At 62.9% G+C, this 14,919-nt stretch carries 19 protein-coding genes; 13 read left to right on the top strand and 6 right to left on the bottom strand.

Annotation, left to right across the window (positions count from 1 at the left end):
• Positions 1-49 precede the first annotated feature (49 nt).
• Positions 50-403: a DUF971 domain-containing protein gene (locus P9272_RS25495; protein WP_041006636.1), complete on the bottom strand. Its 354-nt coding sequence runs from the start codon at positions 401-403 to the stop codon at positions 50-52.
• Between the two features lie 194 nt (positions 404-597).
• Here P9272_RS25495 and moaA point away from each other — a divergent pair, with 194 nt between their 5' ends.
• From moaA to P9272_RS25435, 12 genes are all read left to right on the top strand, one after another.
• A complete protein-coding gene (moaA, locus tag P9272_RS25490) occupies positions 598-1,593 on the top strand; it encodes a GTP 3',8-cyclase MoaA (RefSeq protein ID WP_278162686.1) in 996 nt (331 codons plus the stop codon).
• Positions 1,594-1,648: 55 nt separating this feature from the next.
• Positions 1,649-2,155, top strand: coding sequence for a hypothetical protein (locus P9272_RS25485; RefSeq protein ID WP_278162684.1), 507 nt, complete (start codon positions 1,649-1,651; stop codon positions 2,153-2,155).
• Positions 2,156-2,242: 87 nt separating this feature from the next.
• Complete coding sequence (locus P9272_RS25480) at positions 2,243-2,599, top strand: hypothetical protein (RefSeq protein ID WP_278162683.1); 357 nt, start codon at positions 2,243-2,245, stop codon at positions 2,597-2,599.
• A 125-nt stretch (positions 2,600-2,724) separates the two neighbouring features.
• On the top strand, positions 2,725-3,645 hold the full coding sequence (locus P9272_RS25475) for a DMT family transporter (RefSeq protein WP_278162682.1): 921 nt from the start codon (positions 2,725-2,727) through the stop codon (positions 3,643-3,645).
• Between the two features lie 4 nt (positions 3,646-3,649).
• Entirely contained in the window at positions 3,650-4,282 is a 633-nt protein-coding gene (gene mobA, locus P9272_RS25470) for a molybdenum cofactor guanylyltransferase MobA (RefSeq protein WP_278162681.1), read from the top strand.
• Entirely contained in the window at positions 4,279-4,794 is a 516-nt protein-coding gene (gene mobB, locus P9272_RS25465) for a molybdopterin-guanine dinucleotide biosynthesis protein B (RefSeq protein ID WP_128260167.1), read from the top strand. The genes mobA and mobB overlap by 4 nt, the downstream gene beginning before the upstream one ends.
• A gap of 152 nt (positions 4,795-4,946) precedes the next feature.
• Positions 4,947-5,732 (top strand): ABC transporter substrate-binding protein, encoded by a 786-nt coding sequence (locus P9272_RS25460; protein WP_128260168.1) that lies wholly within the window; start codon positions 4,947-4,949, stop codon positions 5,730-5,732.
• A gap of 78 nt (positions 5,733-5,810) precedes the next feature.
• The gene (locus P9272_RS25455; protein ID WP_278162680.1) at positions 5,811-6,527 is read left to right on the top strand and encodes an ABC transporter permease; all 717 of its coding nucleotides are present in this window, start codon (positions 5,811-5,813) and stop codon (positions 6,525-6,527) included.
• The gene (locus P9272_RS25450; RefSeq protein WP_128260170.1) at positions 6,524-7,348 is read left to right on the top strand and encodes an ABC transporter permease; all 825 of its coding nucleotides are present in this window, start codon (positions 6,524-6,526) and stop codon (positions 7,346-7,348) included. The genes P9272_RS25455 and P9272_RS25450 overlap by 4 nt, the downstream gene beginning before the upstream one ends.
• 113 nt (positions 7,349-7,461) lie before the next feature.
• Positions 7,462-8,331, top strand: coding sequence for an NAD(P)-dependent oxidoreductase (locus P9272_RS25445; RefSeq protein WP_278162679.1), 870 nt, complete (start codon positions 7,462-7,464; stop codon positions 8,329-8,331).
• Positions 8,332-8,336: 5 nt separating this feature from the next.
• Positions 8,337-9,047, top strand: coding sequence for a DNA alkylation repair protein (locus tag P9272_RS25440; RefSeq protein ID WP_278162678.1), 711 nt, complete (start codon positions 8,337-8,339; stop codon positions 9,045-9,047).
• A 33-nt stretch (positions 9,048-9,080) separates the two neighbouring features.
• Positions 9,081-9,653: a DUF3299 domain-containing protein gene (locus P9272_RS25435; protein ID WP_278162677.1), complete on the top strand. Its 573-nt coding sequence runs from the start codon at positions 9,081-9,083 to the stop codon at positions 9,651-9,653.
• A gap of 48 nt (positions 9,654-9,701) precedes the next feature.
• On the opposite strand, the gene P9272_RS25430 is transcribed toward P9272_RS25435, so the two are convergent.
• The 4 genes from P9272_RS25430 to P9272_RS25415 all read right to left on the bottom strand — a co-directional run bounded on the left by P9272_RS25430 (position 9,702) and on the right by P9272_RS25415 (position 12,230).
• On the bottom strand, positions 9,702-10,193 hold the full coding sequence (locus tag P9272_RS25430) for an Lrp/AsnC family transcriptional regulator (protein ID WP_006205209.1): 492 nt from the start codon (positions 10,191-10,193) through the stop codon (positions 9,702-9,704).
• Between the two features lie 108 nt (positions 10,194-10,301).
• Positions 10,302-10,919 carry a uracil-DNA glycosylase family protein gene (locus P9272_RS25425; protein WP_278162676.1) on the bottom strand — a complete coding sequence of 206 codons (618 nt, stop codon included), beginning with the start codon at positions 10,917-10,919 and terminating at the stop codon, positions 10,302-10,304.
• Between the two features lie 28 nt (positions 10,920-10,947).
• Complete coding sequence (locus tag P9272_RS25420) at positions 10,948-11,559, bottom strand: glutathione S-transferase (RefSeq protein WP_278162675.1); 612 nt, start codon at positions 11,557-11,559, stop codon at positions 10,948-10,950.
• 47 nt (positions 11,560-11,606) lie between these two features.
• Positions 11,607-12,230, bottom strand: coding sequence for a thermonuclease family protein (locus P9272_RS25415; protein ID WP_278162674.1), 624 nt, complete (start codon positions 12,228-12,230; stop codon positions 11,607-11,609).
• A gap of 76 nt (positions 12,231-12,306) precedes the next feature.
• Here P9272_RS25415 and P9272_RS25410 point away from each other — a divergent pair, with 76 nt between their 5' ends.
• A complete protein-coding gene (locus P9272_RS25410) occupies positions 12,307-13,830 on the top strand; it encodes a HAMP domain-containing sensor histidine kinase (protein WP_128260177.1) in 1,524 nt (507 codons plus the stop codon).
• A 16-nt stretch (positions 13,831-13,846) separates the two neighbouring features.
• Here the strand turns inward: P9272_RS25410 and P9272_RS25405 are convergent, their stop codons facing one another.
• Positions 13,847-14,842 carry a nicotinate-nucleotide--dimethylbenzimidazole phosphoribosyltransferase gene (locus P9272_RS25405; protein ID WP_278162673.1) on the bottom strand — a complete coding sequence of 332 codons (996 nt, stop codon included), beginning with the start codon at positions 14,840-14,842 and terminating at the stop codon, positions 13,847-13,849.
• Positions 14,843-14,919 lie beyond the last annotated feature (77 nt).

The raw sequence follows: 14,919 nt of genomic DNA, 5'->3' as shown, positions 1-14,919 counted from the left end.
GACGCCTTGACGACAGCCGGCTGCCGGTCTCGGATTTCCAGGCGCCGGGCTAACGGTCCCGGCTCAGGCCCTTTTCGGCCAGTTCGGCAAGATAGGCGTTCCAGCGCTCGTCCTTTTCATGGCCGAGCGTATGCAGATAATTCCAGGTGAAGATGCCGGTGTCGTGGAAATCGTCGAAGGTGATGCGCACCGCGTAGTTCCCGACCGGCTCAATCTTGAGGATCGCGACATTGCGCTTGCCGGGGACGGTCACACGCTGCTCTGGCGAATGGCCCTGCACTTCCGCCGACGGCGAAGCAACGCGCAGCAACTCCGCCGGCAATTCGAACGGCTGATGGCCGGGAAAGGTCACGGTAAGCAGCTTGCGGTCTTTCGAGACCCTAAGTTCCTTCGGCGCGGTCATGATTGGTCCTGTCTGGGTTGCGCCCTTCCCTACGCCGCTTCGAGCAATGCAGAAAGCCACTCGAGGCCAGCCGACACGCAATGTCGGTCGGGGAATGTTACCAAAGATCGAGACCTTCTATCTTGAATGCGGCATTGGATCGTATCACATAGCCGTATATAACGACGCCGATCAGGCCACGGGAAACGCTTGCAATGGACATGATCGACCCCTTCGGTCGCACGATCAGCTACCTGCGCGTGTCGGTCACCGACCGCTGCGATTTTCGCTGCACCTATTGCATGGCCGAGGACATGACCTTCCTGCCGAAGAAGGATCTGCTGTCGCTCGAGGAACTCGACCGGCTCTGCACCGTCTTCATCGAAAAGGGCGTGAAGAAGCTCAGGCTGACCGGCGGCGAGCCGCTGGTGCGCAAGAACATCATGCATCTGGTACGCCAGCTGTCGCGTCATCTGGACAGCGGCGCCCTGGAAGAGCTGACGCTGACCACCAACGGCTCGCAGCTGTCGCGCTTCGCCGCCGAGCTCGCCGATTGCGGCGTCAAGCGCATCAATGTCTCGCTCGATACGCTTGATGCCGAGAAATTCCACCAGATCACGCGCTGGGGCAATCTCGGCAAGGTGATGGAAGGCATCGACGCCGCGCAGAAGGCTGGCTTGAAGATCAAGCTCAATGCGGTTGCGCTGCGCGACTTCAATGACGCCGAGATCCCCGAGCTGATGCGCTGGGCGCATGGCCGCGGCATGGACCTGACCCTCATCGAGACCATGCCGATGGGCGAGATCGAGGCCGACCGCACCCACCAGTATCTGCCGTTGTCGCTGCTGCGCGCCTCGCTGGAGCGCCAGTTCACGCTGAGTGATATCCCCTACAAGACCGGCGGCCCTGCCCGCTATGTCCATGTCCCGGAGACCGGCGGCCGGCTCGGCTTCATCACGCCGATGACGCATAATTTCTGCGAGAGCTGCAATCGCGTGCGCCTGACCTGCACCGGCACGCTCTATATGTGCCTCGGCCAGGAGGACGCCGCCGACCTCAGGGCGCCGTTGCGCGCCTCCGAGGGCAACGAGCTGCTCGACGCGGCGATCGACGAGGCCATCGGCCGCAAGCCCAAGGGCCATGATTTCATCATCGACCGCCGCACCAGCCGTCCTTCGGTCTCGCGACACATGAGCGTCACCGGCGGCTGATTTTTTTCGCGGCTTGATGCATGATCGCCTTTGGTTGTTGGCCAAAGGGGGGGACATGCATAATCTTCGGCGCATCGGCTGCTCGTCACGGGCGACTGTTCTTTTCCTGTCGGCAATCATCGCGACAACGGCAACCGCGAAGCCGTTCACCTACGTGAACGCGCGGTTCGGCCAGTCATGCACATTTCCTGACGATATCTTCGACAACGCGATGCCTGAACCCGAAAATGGCGATGGGCAGCAATGGCTTAGCGCCGATGGTGCGAGCCTGACCTGCTCCGGCATCTACAATGTCGATAACGACACCCCGAAGGGTTTCGTTGCCCAAGCCAGCACCGAGCCAGGCTCCAAGGTCACCTACAGCAAGACCGACAAGAACTGGGCGGTGATCTCCGGAACCAGGGACGGCAAGATCTTCTACGAACGGCGCCTGTTCGGGAAGGACGATGTCATCCGCACCGTCTGGATCGAATATCCCGCCACGCTCAAGGCGAAATACGACCCGCTGATCGGCGCCATTGCTGCTAGCCTGCACGAGGCGTCCGGCCCCCACTCGAAATAAACCGTCCACGCCACCCTCCGCCCGATTTACCGCCGGCCTTTTCCAGCCTAGCCTTCCGGCGCGATTTTCGCTCTAGGGGGAGTGCACATGCGCACAATCATGCTTTCACTTGCAATGCTCGGGATTGCTTCCATGCCGGCTGCGGCTCAGTCGATCGGCGGCACCTACACCGTTGCCGGCACCAATTTCGATGGTTCGAAATATGGCGGCGAGGCAACCATCACGCTGACCAGCGACACCACCTGCACGATCCACTGGGAGACCGGCGGCTCGACCTCGGACGGTATCTGCATGCGTAACGACGATGCGTTTTCCGCCGGCTATGCGATGGGCAAGGAAGTCGGTCTCGTCGTCTACAAGATCGAGAAGGACGGTTCCCTGCACGGGCTGTGGACGATCGCCGGGCAGAACGGCAACGGCACCGAAGTGCTGACGCCGAAGTAAGTCTTCGGAGCCTCGGCAAATCGGTCTCATGGGCCCGCGCGGAAATTCGTGGCCCATTTCTTTTGGCGTTGCCGTTTGTGGTGACCTGCTACAGGTTCGATTCAAAATAGAATCCGGAAACGCCTTTGCCCCTCTCGCCAAATCTGCGTGGCGCGCTGTTCATGATCGTCGCCATGGTCGGCTTCACCTTGAACGATGCCATCACCAAATATTCTTCCGAATCGATGAATATGGCGCAGGTCATGCTGGTGCGCGGCGCCTTCGCATCCTTCTTCGTCTGCCTGCTTGCCTGGCGGCGCGGCGCGCTCGTCAATCCGGCCACCATGCTGCAGCCGATGGTGGCCATGCGCGTGGCAGGCGAGGCCGGCGCTACGGTATCGTTCCTGATCGCGCTTGCACATCTGCCGATCGGCAATGTCTCCGCCGTCATGCAGGCGCTGCCGCTGGCGGTCACCATGGGCGCGGCCCTGGTGTTCGGCGAAAGCGTCGGCTGGCGACGCTGGACCGCCATTGCCGCCGGCTTCGTCGGCGTGCTCATCATCGTGCGGCCGGGTTTCGAAGGGTTCAGCGTCTATTCGCTGGTGGCCTTGGCCAGCGTCGCCTGCTGCGCGGTGCGCGACCTTTCCACCAAGCGCATCCCACAAGCGATCCCCACCATGCTGGTGTCGACGGCGACAGCGCTCGCCATGACGGTGCTGGGCGCGCTGCTTTTGTCGCCGATGGGCGGTTGGACGCCGATGAGCGGCAAGGCGACCGCACTCTTAGCGCTCGCGGCGGTGCTGGTGCTCATCGGCTATCAGTTCATCATCATGGCGATGCGCTCAGGCGACATCTCCTTCATCGCACCGTTCCGCTACACCGCCCTGCTCTGGTCGATCCTGCTCGGCCTCGTCATTTTCGGCGACGTGCCCGACCTGCCCATGATCGTCGGCGCGGCCATCATCATCGGCTCGGGTCTCTATGCGCTCTACCGCGAGCGCGTCGTCGGCAGGCAGCAACCTGCCGCTGAAAGCGCTGGACCCGACATGGCGCCGGACGGCATATAGGCCGATGGACAGAAATATTGCGGGGATCATTCTAGCCGGGGGCCAGTCGCGCCGGATGGGCGGCAGCGACAAGCCGCTGCTTTCATTGGGCAAAGCCAGGCTGATCGACCATGTTGCCGCGCGATTGAAACCACAGGTCGCGATCCTGGGGCTCAACGCGAACGGCGATCCGGCGCGATTCGCCGGCATGGGTCTGCCGGTGATCGAAGACACGTTGCCGGGCCATGCTGGACCGCTGGCGGGCATCCTCGCCGGCCTCGAATGGGCGGCCGGGCAGACAGGCTGCGGGTGGCTGGCGAGCGCCGCCGGTGATACACCATTCTTCCCCGCCGATCTCGTCGAGCGCCTGGCAGCCGCAACCCGCGAGCGGCCAGGCGCGATCGCCGTCGCCAGTTCCGACGGCAGAGGGCACCCAACCTTTGCGCTTTGGCCGCTCGGCCTGCGCGACGCGTTGCGTCATTTCCTGGTCGAGCCGGATAACCGACGGGTTTCCGCCTTTACGAAGCGCCAGGGCTATGTCGAGGTCGAATTCCCGATGATTGGGGCCGGCAACCAGAAGATCGATCCGTTCTTCAACGTCAACACGCCGGATGACCTTGCCGCGGCGGAGCGCATGTTGCAAAGCCTTAGGCCATGAGACGCGTATTCGGCATCACCGGCTGGAAGAACTCCGGCAAGACGACCCTGACGGAAAAGCTGGTCACAGAGCTGGTGGCGCGTGGCTGGACGGTTTCGACGGTGAAGCACGCCCACCATGACTTCGACATCGACAAGCCGGGCGCCGACAGCTTCCGCCATCGGCAGGCAGGCGCAACCGAGGTCGCGATCGTTTCCGGCCGACGCTGGGCGCTGATGCACGAATTGCGGGGCGAGGACGAACCCACGCTGGACGACATCCTGGCGCGGCTGTCGCCCTCGGACATCGTACTGGTCGAAGGCTACAAGCGCGAAGCCCACAAGAAGATCGAGGCAAGGCGGCTCGAGGCCAAGGACCGGACGCCGCTTTCAGCCAACGATCCCAACATTGTCGCGGTCGCCGCCGACTTTACAGTCGCAAACGAAGACCTGCCGGTTTTCGACCTCAACGACACGAAATCTATTGCCGACTTCGTCGAGCGCAGCACAGGTCTCGTGGCTCAAACCAAGTAACGCAGCGGCACGTCCCGATTGTCGTTTGCCGTTGATTTGCAGTTGCTTTTTTCTTGGAAAGAGTGGGAGTATCCGCCTCAGCGGGCGGTAAAGAAGCTCCGCCCACAAGAGCCGCACCGGGACAGCGGCCATGACAATATGAGAGGATTATCATGCGTATTGCACTGCGTATCGCGCTTGCCGCTTCGGCCGCGCTGCTGACACTTGGCGTCGCCCAGGCTCAGGAAAAGACCCTGAGGATCGGCACAGAAGGCGCGTACCCGCCCTTCAACAACCTGACCTCGGACGGCCAGCTTGTCGGCTTCGACATCGATATCGCCAAGGCGCTTTGCGATGAAATGAAGGTGAAGTGCACCTTCGTCGCGCAGGATTGGGACGGCATCATCCCGGCACTGCAGGCCGGCAAGTTCGACGCCATCGTCGCGTCGATGTCGATCACGCCAGAGCGCCAACAAAAGGTCGACTTCACCCACAAATACTACAACACCCCGTCGGCCATCGCCGTGCCGAAGGACTCGCCGCTCAAGGGCGTGACCAAGGAAGACCTCGCCGGCAAGAATATCGGCGTCGCCACCACGACCACGCACTACAATTATGCCTCCAAGACCTACACGGACAGCACCATCAAGGGCTATCCGAGCAGCCCCGAGGAACAGGCGGACCTCGCCAATGGCCGCCTCGACGCGATCGAGGACGACATCGTCGTGTTGCAGCAGTGGCTGGATACGCCGGACGGCGCCTGCTGCAAGATCCTCGGCCAGCCCTCGCCGCAGCCGGTCGAGATCTTCGGGCCGGGCGCCGGCATTGCCGTGCGCAAGGGCGAGACCGATCTGGTCAACAAGCTGAACGAAGCGATCGACACCATTCGCAAGAACGGAAAGTACAAGGAAATCAACGACAAGTACTTCAAATTCGACGTCTACGGCGCCGAATCCTGATCGTTGCGCCAAGGGCGGTGAGGCACCCCTCACCGCCCTTATCTTCTCCCGGGATCGCCACGGAGACACGACCCGTCAATGCCGGCCCAAAGCATTTGGACACTTCTCAGCTGGGGACCTGATGGCTGGAGTGACGACATTGCGTCTGGCGTTCTGGTTACCATCGTGCTGGCGCTCGCCACACTGCCGATCGGCCTGACGATCGGATTTTTCGTCGCCTTCGCCAAGCAGCATGAAGAGCCGTCGCTGCGGCTCGCCGCCAACATCTACACCACGGTTTTCCGTGGCCTGCCGGAACTGGTCACGCTCTTCCTGTTCTTCTTCGGCATGCCGCTTCTGCTGCAATACGTAGTGCGGCTGTTCAATCCGAATGCCACGATCGACGTCAACAGCTTCATCGCCGGCATGATCGTGCTGTCGCTGATCTTCTCGTCCTATGCCAGCGAAGTCTTCCTTTCTGCGTTTCGGGCCATTCCGAAAGGCCAGTACGAGGGCGGCTACGCCATCGGCCTGGCGAAATGGCAGACGATGCGGCTGATCATCCTGCCACAGCTCATACGCATTGCCTTTCCCGGCCTCGAGAATTGCTGGCTGAGCCTGCTGAAGGACACCTCGCTGGTCTCGGTGGTCAATCTCGCCGAGACCTTGCGCCAGTCCGGCGTCGCAGCGCGGGTCACCAAGCATGCCTTCCTGTTCTACAGCGTGGCGGCGCTGATCTTCCTGGCGCTCGCCATCCTGTCGTCGATCGCCACCGGCCACATTCTGCGTCATCTCGGGCGGAGGGCAGTGCGATGAGCGTCAGCCAGGCCATCGTCGTCGACAAGCCGCCCCCTCTGGCCCGCGGCTGGCAGCGCGCCCGCATTGTCGGCTACGCACTGGTCGGCATATGGATCCTCTTCGGTCTCGGCATCGTCGCCTACCTCGTCTACGCCTGGAATCCAGAGTTCTTCGCCCGTTACGCGCCGGCCTATCTGCAGGGCCTGGGAACGACCCTCTCGCTGGTGTCCATTTCGATGGTGCTGGGAGCGATCTTCTCGCTGCCTGTCGCCTATGGCCGCATGTCGAAGAACTGGATCCTGTCGGGGCTTGCCTACTGCTACGTCTATTTCTTCCGTGGCACGCCGCTGCTCGTGCAGACCTATCTCGTCTATTACGGCGTCGGCTCGTTCCGGCCGGAGCTTGAAGCGGCCGGGCTATGGTGGTTCTTCCGCGAAGCCTTCTATTGCGGTGTCTTTGCCTTCTCGCTCAACACCGCCGCCTACCAGGCCGAAATCCTGCGCGGTGCCATCGAAAGCGTGCCGCGCGGCCAGTGGGAGGGAGCTGCCTCGCTCGGCCTGCACAAATTACAGACGCTGCGCAAAGTCATCCTGCCGCAGGCGATCATCGTTGCCCTCAGGCCCTACGGCAACGAGCTCATACTGATGATCAAGGCTTCCGCGATCGTCGCCATCATCACGGTCTACGACCTGATGGGCAACGCCAAGCTCGCCTACGCAAAGTCCTTCGACATCCAGGCCTATATCTGGGTGGCGATCGTCTATCTGGTGATGGTCGAGATCTTGCGCCACGGGGTCGAGTGGATCGAGCGCCGCATCACCGTCCACCTGCATCGCTAGATCAAACCGTTCGGGCCTGCACCAGTCGAAGCGGCGCTGCGTGCCTTGACGAATTTTTCGCATGGCCTAGACCTTCGGCCACTGGAAACTGTGTTTTGTTGGAAGGTAGGCGCATGGCATCGGTTGCATTTCTCGGTCTTGGCGTCATGGGCTATCCCATGGCCGGGCACCTCAAGAACAAGGGCGGCCACGACGTCACCGTTTACAACCGCACCAAGGCAAAGGCCGAGCAGTGGGTGGCCCAGCATGGCGGCAAACTGGCGCTGACGCCGGCCGAAGCGACCGAAGGCAAGGACTTCGTCTTCTCCTGCGTCGGCAATGATGACGATCTGCGCTCGGTCACCATCGGCGCGAACGGCGCCTTCGCGGCGATGAAGAAGGGCTCCATCTTCATCGACAACACCACTGCCTCGGCCGAGGTCGCGCGCGAGCTGGACGAAGCCGCGCGCAAAGCAGGCTTCTCCTTCCTCGACGCGCCCGTATCCGGCGGCCAGGCCGGCGCCGAGAACGGCATCTTGACCGTGATGGTCGGGGGCGAGCAGGCCGCCTTCGACAAGGCGAGGCGCGTCATCGACGCCTACGCCCGCATGGTCGGACTGATGGGTTCGGCCGGCGCCGGCCAGCTGACGAAAATGATCAACCAGATCTGCATAGCGGGCCTCGTCCAGGGCCTGGCCGAAGGCATCCATTTCGGCAAGAAGGCTGGCCTCGACATCGAAAAGGTGGTCGAGGTGATCTCGAAAGGCGCCGCCGGCTCCTGGCAGATGGAAAACCGCCACAAGACGATGAATGCCGGCAAATATGATTTCGGCTTCGCCGTCGACTGGATGCGCAAGGATCTCGGCATCTGCTTGGCGGAGGCCAACCGCAACGGCGCAAAGCTGCCAGTGACGGCGCTTATCGACCAATTCTACAAGGATGTGCAGGACATGGGCGGCAAGCGTTGGGATACGTCCTCGCTGCTGGCGCGCCTGGAAAAATAGGCGACATGACGCAGCCCGATCCGAGCTGGAGCGCCGATGACATCGTGGCCCACCTGCGCTCGGTCGGCACGCCGGCGAACCTGGCAGGCATGGCGCGCTTCGGCATCAACACCACGAGCGCGCTTGGAATCGGCAATTCCGACTTGCGACCGCTGGCGCGCAAGTTGAAGAAGAACCACGATCGATCGCTTCTGTTGTGGGACAGCGGCATCCGGGAGGCGCGGCTGATGGCGGCCTTCACCGGGGAGCCGAGAAAGGTCGACATCGATCAATGCCGGCGCTGGGCCGCGGATTTCGATAGCTGGGAGATCGTCGACACCGTTGCCGACCTGTTTGCCGAAACGCCATTCTGGCGCGACCTGATCGACGAATTCGCCCAGGACGAACGCGAATTCGTCCGCCGCGCCGCCTTTGCCATGCTGGCCTGGAGCGCGGTGCATCTGAAGAAAGAGCCGGACGCGACCTTCCTTGCCTATCTGCCGCTGATCGAGGAGCATGCCCACGATCCGCGCAATTTCGTCCGCAAGGCGGTGAATTGGGCGCTGCGGCAGATCGGCAAACGCTCGATGAGCTTGCATGCGCCTGCGCTTGCGCTGGCGCAAAAACTGGCGGCATCGTCGGATAAGACGGCGCGCTGGATCGGCAAGGACGCGGCGAAGGAACTGACGGATGCCAAACAGCTCGCAAGGCTCGCAGCCGCAAAAACCCGACCCTGACCAGGAATGGCAGCAATTGAAAATAAGGCAGCGATGAGCAAGCGTCTCAAATCATGCGCAGCGATGACAGCCGTGCTGCTATTTGCAGCCTCGGGAGCGGATGCGGCAGCTGATATCGCGCATATCTTCTGGAAGGATTTGCGCCCGGCGACGCAGGCTGTCGCCGGGGAAGCGAACCTGCCGATGATCGCCTCAAGACTGCCCGACCACGGCGAGACCTTGTCGCTCAATCTGCAGGACAAGACCATACAATTAGCCGGCTATGCGTTGCCGGTCGATCGCGACGGCGACCTCGTCTACCAGTTCCTGCTGGTGCCATGGACGGGCGCCTGCAGCCACATGCCGACGCCGCCGCCCAACCAGATCGTGCTGGTGACGCCAGCGCGTCCCTACAAAATGAAAGAGGCCTACGAGCCGGTCGCCGTCACCGGCGTTCTGCAGCCTGGCATGGAAAAGAGCCAGCTCTTCATCCTCGACGGCGTCTCGATCGTCCAGTCCGGCTACACGGTGCGCAAAGCCGAGGTGGCGCGAGTCGACAGCGTACCGGACACGGTCGCCCTGCCGGTCAACTCACCGTGGAATTTCCTCAACAAGAAGAAGAACTAAGCTCGCCGCTCCACGCAGTTGCAGTCGGCGGGCAGCGCCCCGAGCGTCTCACGCCGCGTTCGCGCCCGACTCCTTGTCCAGCACCATGTAATCGAGCGGGATTTCGGTCGTGTACTTGATCTGCTCCATGGCGAAGGACGAGGACACGTCGCGGATCTCGATCTTGGCAATCAGGCGCTTGTAAAAGGCGTCGTAGGCTGCGATGTCCGGAACCACCACGCGCAACAGGTAATCGACGTCGCCGCTCATGCGGTAGAACTCGACCACTTCCGGGAATTCCTGGATCACCTCAGAGAACCGCCGCAGCCATTCATGGCTGTGCGAATTGGTGCGGATCGACACGAAGACGGTGACACGCACATTCACCTTCTCATGGTCGAGAATGGCGACGCGCCGCTTGATGACGCCCTCTTCCTCGAGCTTCTGGATACGTCGCCAGCACGGCGTGGTCGACAGGCCGACTTTCTTGGCAACATCGGCCACCGCAAGCGTGGCGTCCTCCTGCAGGAGGCGGAGAATTTTTCTGTCGAGACGATCCATAGGGAGGCTCCAGGGGAATAGTTTAGCTATAATCCCTTTTATCGGAGCCTTTCACAAGAAAGAAATTCTGCCAAAGGCGGCAAATGCGAGTGATATCTTGCGGAATGCCTAACCCATGCGATAGCGGATTTCCGACCTCAGAAAGGGCAGCAAATCCATTTCAAACCAGGGATTCTTCTTCAACCAGCCGGTGTTCCGCCAGGATGGATGCGGCAGCGGCAGCACTTTTGGCATGGACGGCCCATCCCATATGGCGCGCCAGTCCCTGACCGTCTCGGTCAGCGAGGGCAGTCGCATCGTGCCCATATGCCAAGCCTGCGCATAACCGCCGATGGTCAGCACCAGGTCGATCCGAGGCATCAACGCCATCAGGTCCTGTCGCCAAGCCGGCGCGCATTCGCGGCGCGGCGGCAGGTCGCCGCCCTTTGCATCCTGTCCGGGAAAGCAGAACCCCATCGGCACGATGGCGAATTTTTCAGTGTCGTAGAACTCTTCGCTGCTGACGCCGAGCCAGCTTCTGAGACGATCCCCGGAAGCATCTGTGAAGGGCATGCCTGAGATATGAACCTTGGTGCCCGGCGCCTGGCTGGCGAGCAGGATGCGGGCACTGCCGGACGGCCTCAGTACCGGGCGAGGCTCGTGCGGCAAGGGTCGGCCAAGCGGCTGGTCGACGCAGATGCGGCAGGCCCGCACCCTCGCGGTGAGACGCTCCAATGCTTGGCTCATGTCGGACGGACTATCCAATTTTCGTCGCTCAGGCCGTCGCGCTCGGCCGGCTTGTCAGCGCCGCGTACCAGCGCAGGACGTTCGTGCATTCCTCCGGCACCTTGATGCGGGCCGGCTTCATGAAATCGATGGCGATCATTCCGGTGATGTCGGCGACCGAATAGGCATCGCCGGCGGCGAACTCCCGCTCCGCCAGTTCCTTGTCGAAGAGGCGCAGGAACTCGATCGCCTTCGGCTTGTTGGCCTCGCCCCATTGCGGGATCTGCGGCACTTCCCACTCCTTCATCGCCGGATGGATGTGCCGGAACGCGGCCGCGACACTGGCCATGAGGTTCAGTTCAAGGCGCCTTTGCCACATCTCGACTTTTGCCTTGCCGAGCGCGCCCGTGCCGAACAGTGGCGGCTCGGGGTGCAACTCCTCGAAATAGCGGCAGATAGCGATCGATTCGGTAATGACGGTGCCGCCGTCGAGCTCGAGCACCGGCAGGCGCCGCAGTGGATTGCGCTGTGCCACCTCTTCGCCGCGATGCTCCAGCGCGCCCATGTCTACGGGCACCAGCGGCACCGTCAGCCCTTTCTCGGCAAGGAAGACACGCACGCGCCGGGGATTGGGCGCCCGGCCACCATCGAACAGCTTCATATCATCCTCCAGCTTCTCCACCGGATCATAGGGCTCGGGTCCGCCCATCACCAGAAGCGAAAGAACTCGCGCAACACGTCGCCGAACGAGGCCAGCGTGCCGTGCCTTCGCTCGACCGGCGCATCGTGATGGCTCTGGCGCCAGTCCTGTGGCTCTTTGAAAGTGCCTGCCCAGATGCCGACCTTGGCCGCTCTCGCCATCGCTTCATCGGTTTCGAAGTCGCCGAAGGCAACCGCCCATCCAGCCTGCACCTGGGCCTGGTTCAGGTCGGTGTCGCCTGCCCTGCAGTCGCCGAGCAGCCGGCCGTAACGGTCGCGCTGCCAGCCGCTGCAGGAAACGGGCCTGCCGGCGATCAGCCGCACCAGCGATTGCCGCGCCAGCTTGCCGCAGGGATAGTCGGCATCGGCCTTCTGGCAGGTCTGCAGGTACTCGGGAGCGTCGATGCCGCGCATGCGGATGCGCTCGGTACCGAGCGTGATCGAATCGCCGTCATTCACGATCGCCGTGCCTTGCTCCTGGCGGGTCTCGAAGCGATCGAGCCGCGCCGCCACCAGGATCAGCAACCCGAGCAAGAGGAAGGCCAGCCCATAGTCCAGCAGCCTGCGCCAGAGGCTGCCCGGCGGGATTGCCGCATAGCGCCGGCGCGGTCCTCGCGGCCCGAAACGGCTCATATGGCAAACAGTCTCTTAATCATTCGAACGTAGCTTAACGAACTGACAGTCGCTGCGCGCAGAAATTGAAGTCTGTATGCCTTTGCAACGCTCGAACACAGCGGATAAATTCATTGTGGACCGCCGTAAACCGCACCGCAACAGCGATGTGGCGCGCGCGGTGCGCAAGACGCGCGACCGCCTTTCGCAGCAGGCCGGCAGCCTCGACTTCGACCGTGAACTGCTGAAACTGCATGCGCGCGCCATGGTGGTCAGCGCGGTCGCCATCCCGCTGCTGGTGCTTGCGGTAGCGGCTCTCGGCCGACTGGCGGGCCTGGGCAACCAGATCACCATCTGGGCCCTGGCGATGCTGCTTTGCTACACGATCGTGGCGTTCATGTCGCGGCGCGTCGAGCGAACCGAGGCCGCTGAACTTGACCCGGCGCAGACGCGCCGCGACTTTCTGATCAGCCATTTCCTGTGTGGCCTTGGCTGGGCGTGGTTCGCATGGATCGGCTGCGACACCTGTCAGGTCGACCAGTTCTATGTGGCCAAGGCCATGGTGCTGCTGATCGCGATGGCGACGACCGCCGTGATGGCTTCCTCGCTTGGCGGCGCGCTGTTGGCGACCTTTGCCATCCCCGTTGCCGTCTATGTCTATTCCATCGTGCACCTGTGGACGCCGATCGAAGCCACGATGGCGGCGTTGCTGATCGCCGCGCTTCCCTTCTTCGGCTATGTCGCGCGACATCTCAATCAGGCCTCGTTGATGGTGCTGTCCTTCCGCTCGGAGAAGGACGCGCTGATCGCCGAGGTGGAGACTGCAAAATCGATGTCGGACGAAGCAAGGCGGCGCGCCGAAGACGCCAATCTGGCGAAATCGCGCTTTCTCGCCTCGATGAGCCACGAGCTCAGGACTCCACTCAATGCCATTCTCGGCTTCTCCGAAGTGATGGCCAACGAAGTGCTGGGGCCGATGAACAATCCGACCTATCGCGACTATGCCCATGACGTGCACGAGTCCGGCCAGCACCTGCTCGACCTGATCAACGAAATCCTCGACCTGTCGCGCATCGAGGCCGGCCGCTACCAGCTCAACGAGGAACCGGTCGTGTTGGTGACCGTCGTCGAGGACTGCTGCCACATGATGGAATTGCGGGCCCGCAACAAGGATATTCGCATCATCCAGGAGTTCGAGGAGACCTTGCCGCGTCTCTTCGCCGACGAGCGCGCGGTGCGGCAGATCACACTCAACCTTCTGTCCAATTCGATCAAGTTCACCCCGTCCGGCGGCGAAGTGCGCGTGCGCGTCGGCTGGACCGCCGGCGGCGGCCAGTACATTTCGGTCAAGGACAATGGACCGGGCATTCCGGAAGAGGAAATCCCGGTGGTGCTATCCGCTTTCGGCCAGGGCTCGATCGCCATCAAGAGCGCCGAACAGGGAACCGGGCTCGGCCTGCCGATCGTGCAGGGCCTGCTCGCCATGCATGGCGGCGAGTTCGAGCTTCATTCCAAGTTGCGTGAAGGCACGGAGGCGATTGCCATTTTCCCGCTGAGCCGGGTGATGGAGGAATTGCCGGCCCTGCCCACCAAGACGGTTGCCACGCGCGGGCGCCGCTAAAGCAAACCCGTCGGCTTTAAAGCCGCACAGCCATTGCCATGCCCGAGCTGGTCAGCGCAGCGGCCTTGACGATACCGGCAGCGAGCGCAACCCCTACCCCTTCGCCATGGCTGATGCCGAAATCGAACAGAGGCCGCAGTCCGAGCCTTTCGGCGGCCTTGGAGTGGCCGGGCTCGGGCGACAGGCCGGCAAGCAGGCAATGATCGAGCGTGCCCCGGTTGGCCGCGTGCAGAACTGCGGCCGCGGCAGTCGCCACGAATCCGTCGAGCAAAACAGGAATTTTCTCCATGCGCGCCGCGAGAATGGCGCCGCAGATCGCCGCGAACTCCCGTCCGCCGACCCGTCGCAGAGCCTCCAGCGGATCGCTGAGGCCGGAACCGTGAAATGCCAGCGCCCGGTCCACGACCTCGGCTTTTCGCGCCATCATCGCCACATCGGCGCCCGAGCCCGGACCCACCCAGTCAGCCCCCTCGCCGCCGAACAGCGCGGCGCAGAGCGCGGCGGCGATCGTCGAACTGCCGACTCCGAGATCGCCCAGGCACAGAAGATCGGCGCCGCCGGCGACCGCCTCCATGCCGAAGGCCATGGTCGCGGCGCAGCCGCGTTCGTCGATCGCGGCTTCCTCGGTGATGTCGCCAGTGGGGATATCCAATGCCAGGTCGAAGACCTTCAGGCCGAGATCGTTGGCGATGCACACCTGGTTGACCGCGGCCCCGCCGGCGGCGCAGAGCTCTACCTCGTTGGCGGTCGCCGCCACACGCCGCGGCGAAATGCCATGCCTGACGGCACCGTGATTGCCGGCGAAGATCGCCACCAGCGGCCGATTGATCGCCGGCGGCGCCCGCCCGCTCCAGGCGGCGATCCAGGCCGCGATGTCCTCGATGCGCCCGAGCGATTCGTTCGGCTTGTCCGCCTTGGCAAACAGCGCGCGGACACGGGCACTCGCCGCGTCATCGGCAGGCGGCAACGCCCCCAGGAGGCTTCGGAAGTCGTCGAAAGGCTTAGCAGGCATTTGCGTCGGTCGCGGTTCGTTGCGGAAATCGCAAGCGGCATAGCCGCCTTCTCCCGCCGGCACAACCGCTTGACGAT

Origin of the sequence: Mesorhizobium sp. WSM4976 (genome assembly GCF_029625685.1) — a bacterium.
Taxonomy (GTDB): domain Bacteria; phylum Pseudomonadota; class Alphaproteobacteria; order Rhizobiales; family Rhizobiaceae; genus Mesorhizobium.
This window is presented reverse-complemented; position numbering and strand designations above follow the sequence as displayed.

Coding starts and splice junctions, on each gene's coding strand:
- P9272_RS25495 (WP_041006636.1), bottom strand. CDS start 403: ATGACCGCGCCGAAGGAACTTAGGGTCTCGAAAGACCGCAAGCTGCTT.
- moaA (WP_278162686.1), top strand. CDS start 598: ATGGACATGATCGACCCCTTCGGTCGCACGATCAGCTACCTGCGCGTG.
- P9272_RS25485 (WP_278162684.1), top strand. CDS start 1,649: ATGCATAATCTTCGGCGCATCGGCTGCTCGTCACGGGCGACTGTTCTT.
- P9272_RS25480 (WP_278162683.1), top strand. CDS start 2,243: ATGCGCACAATCATGCTTTCACTTGCAATGCTCGGGATTGCTTCCATG.
- mobA (WP_278162681.1), top strand. CDS start 3,650: ATGGACAGAAATATTGCGGGGATCATTCTAGCCGGGGGCCAGTCGCGC.
- mobB (WP_128260167.1), top strand. CDS start 4,279: ATGAGACGCGTATTCGGCATCACCGGCTGGAAGAACTCCGGCAAGACG.
- P9272_RS25460 (WP_128260168.1), top strand. CDS start 4,947: ATGCGTATTGCACTGCGTATCGCGCTTGCCGCTTCGGCCGCGCTGCTG.
- P9272_RS25455 (WP_278162680.1), top strand. CDS start 5,811: ATGCCGGCCCAAAGCATTTGGACACTTCTCAGCTGGGGACCTGATGGC.
- P9272_RS25450 (WP_128260170.1), top strand. CDS start 6,524: ATGAGCGTCAGCCAGGCCATCGTCGTCGACAAGCCGCCCCCTCTGGCC.
- P9272_RS25445 (WP_278162679.1), top strand. CDS start 7,462: ATGGCATCGGTTGCATTTCTCGGTCTTGGCGTCATGGGCTATCCCATG.
- P9272_RS25440 (WP_278162678.1), top strand. CDS start 8,337: ATGACGCAGCCCGATCCGAGCTGGAGCGCCGATGACATCGTGGCCCAC.
- P9272_RS25435 (WP_278162677.1), top strand. CDS start 9,081: ATGAGCAAGCGTCTCAAATCATGCGCAGCGATGACAGCCGTGCTGCTA.
- P9272_RS25430 (WP_006205209.1), bottom strand. CDS start 10,193: ATGGATCGTCTCGACAGAAAAATTCTCCGCCTCCTGCAGGAGGACGCC.
- P9272_RS25425 (WP_278162676.1), bottom strand. CDS start 10,919: ATGAGCCAAGCATTGGAGCGTCTCACCGCGAGGGTGCGGGCCTGCCGC.
- P9272_RS25420 (WP_278162675.1), bottom strand. CDS start 11,559: ATGAAGCTGTTCGATGGTGGCCGGGCGCCCAATCCCCGGCGCGTGCGT.
- P9272_RS25415 (WP_278162674.1), bottom strand. CDS start 12,230: ATGAGCCGTTTCGGGCCGCGAGGACCGCGCCGGCGCTATGCGGCAATC.
- P9272_RS25410 (WP_128260177.1), top strand. CDS start 12,307: ATGCCTTTGCAACGCTCGAACACAGCGGATAAATTCATTGTGGACCGC.
- P9272_RS25405 (WP_278162673.1), bottom strand. CDS start 14,842: ATGCCTGCTAAGCCTTTCGACGACTTCCGAAGCCTCCTGGGGGCGTTG.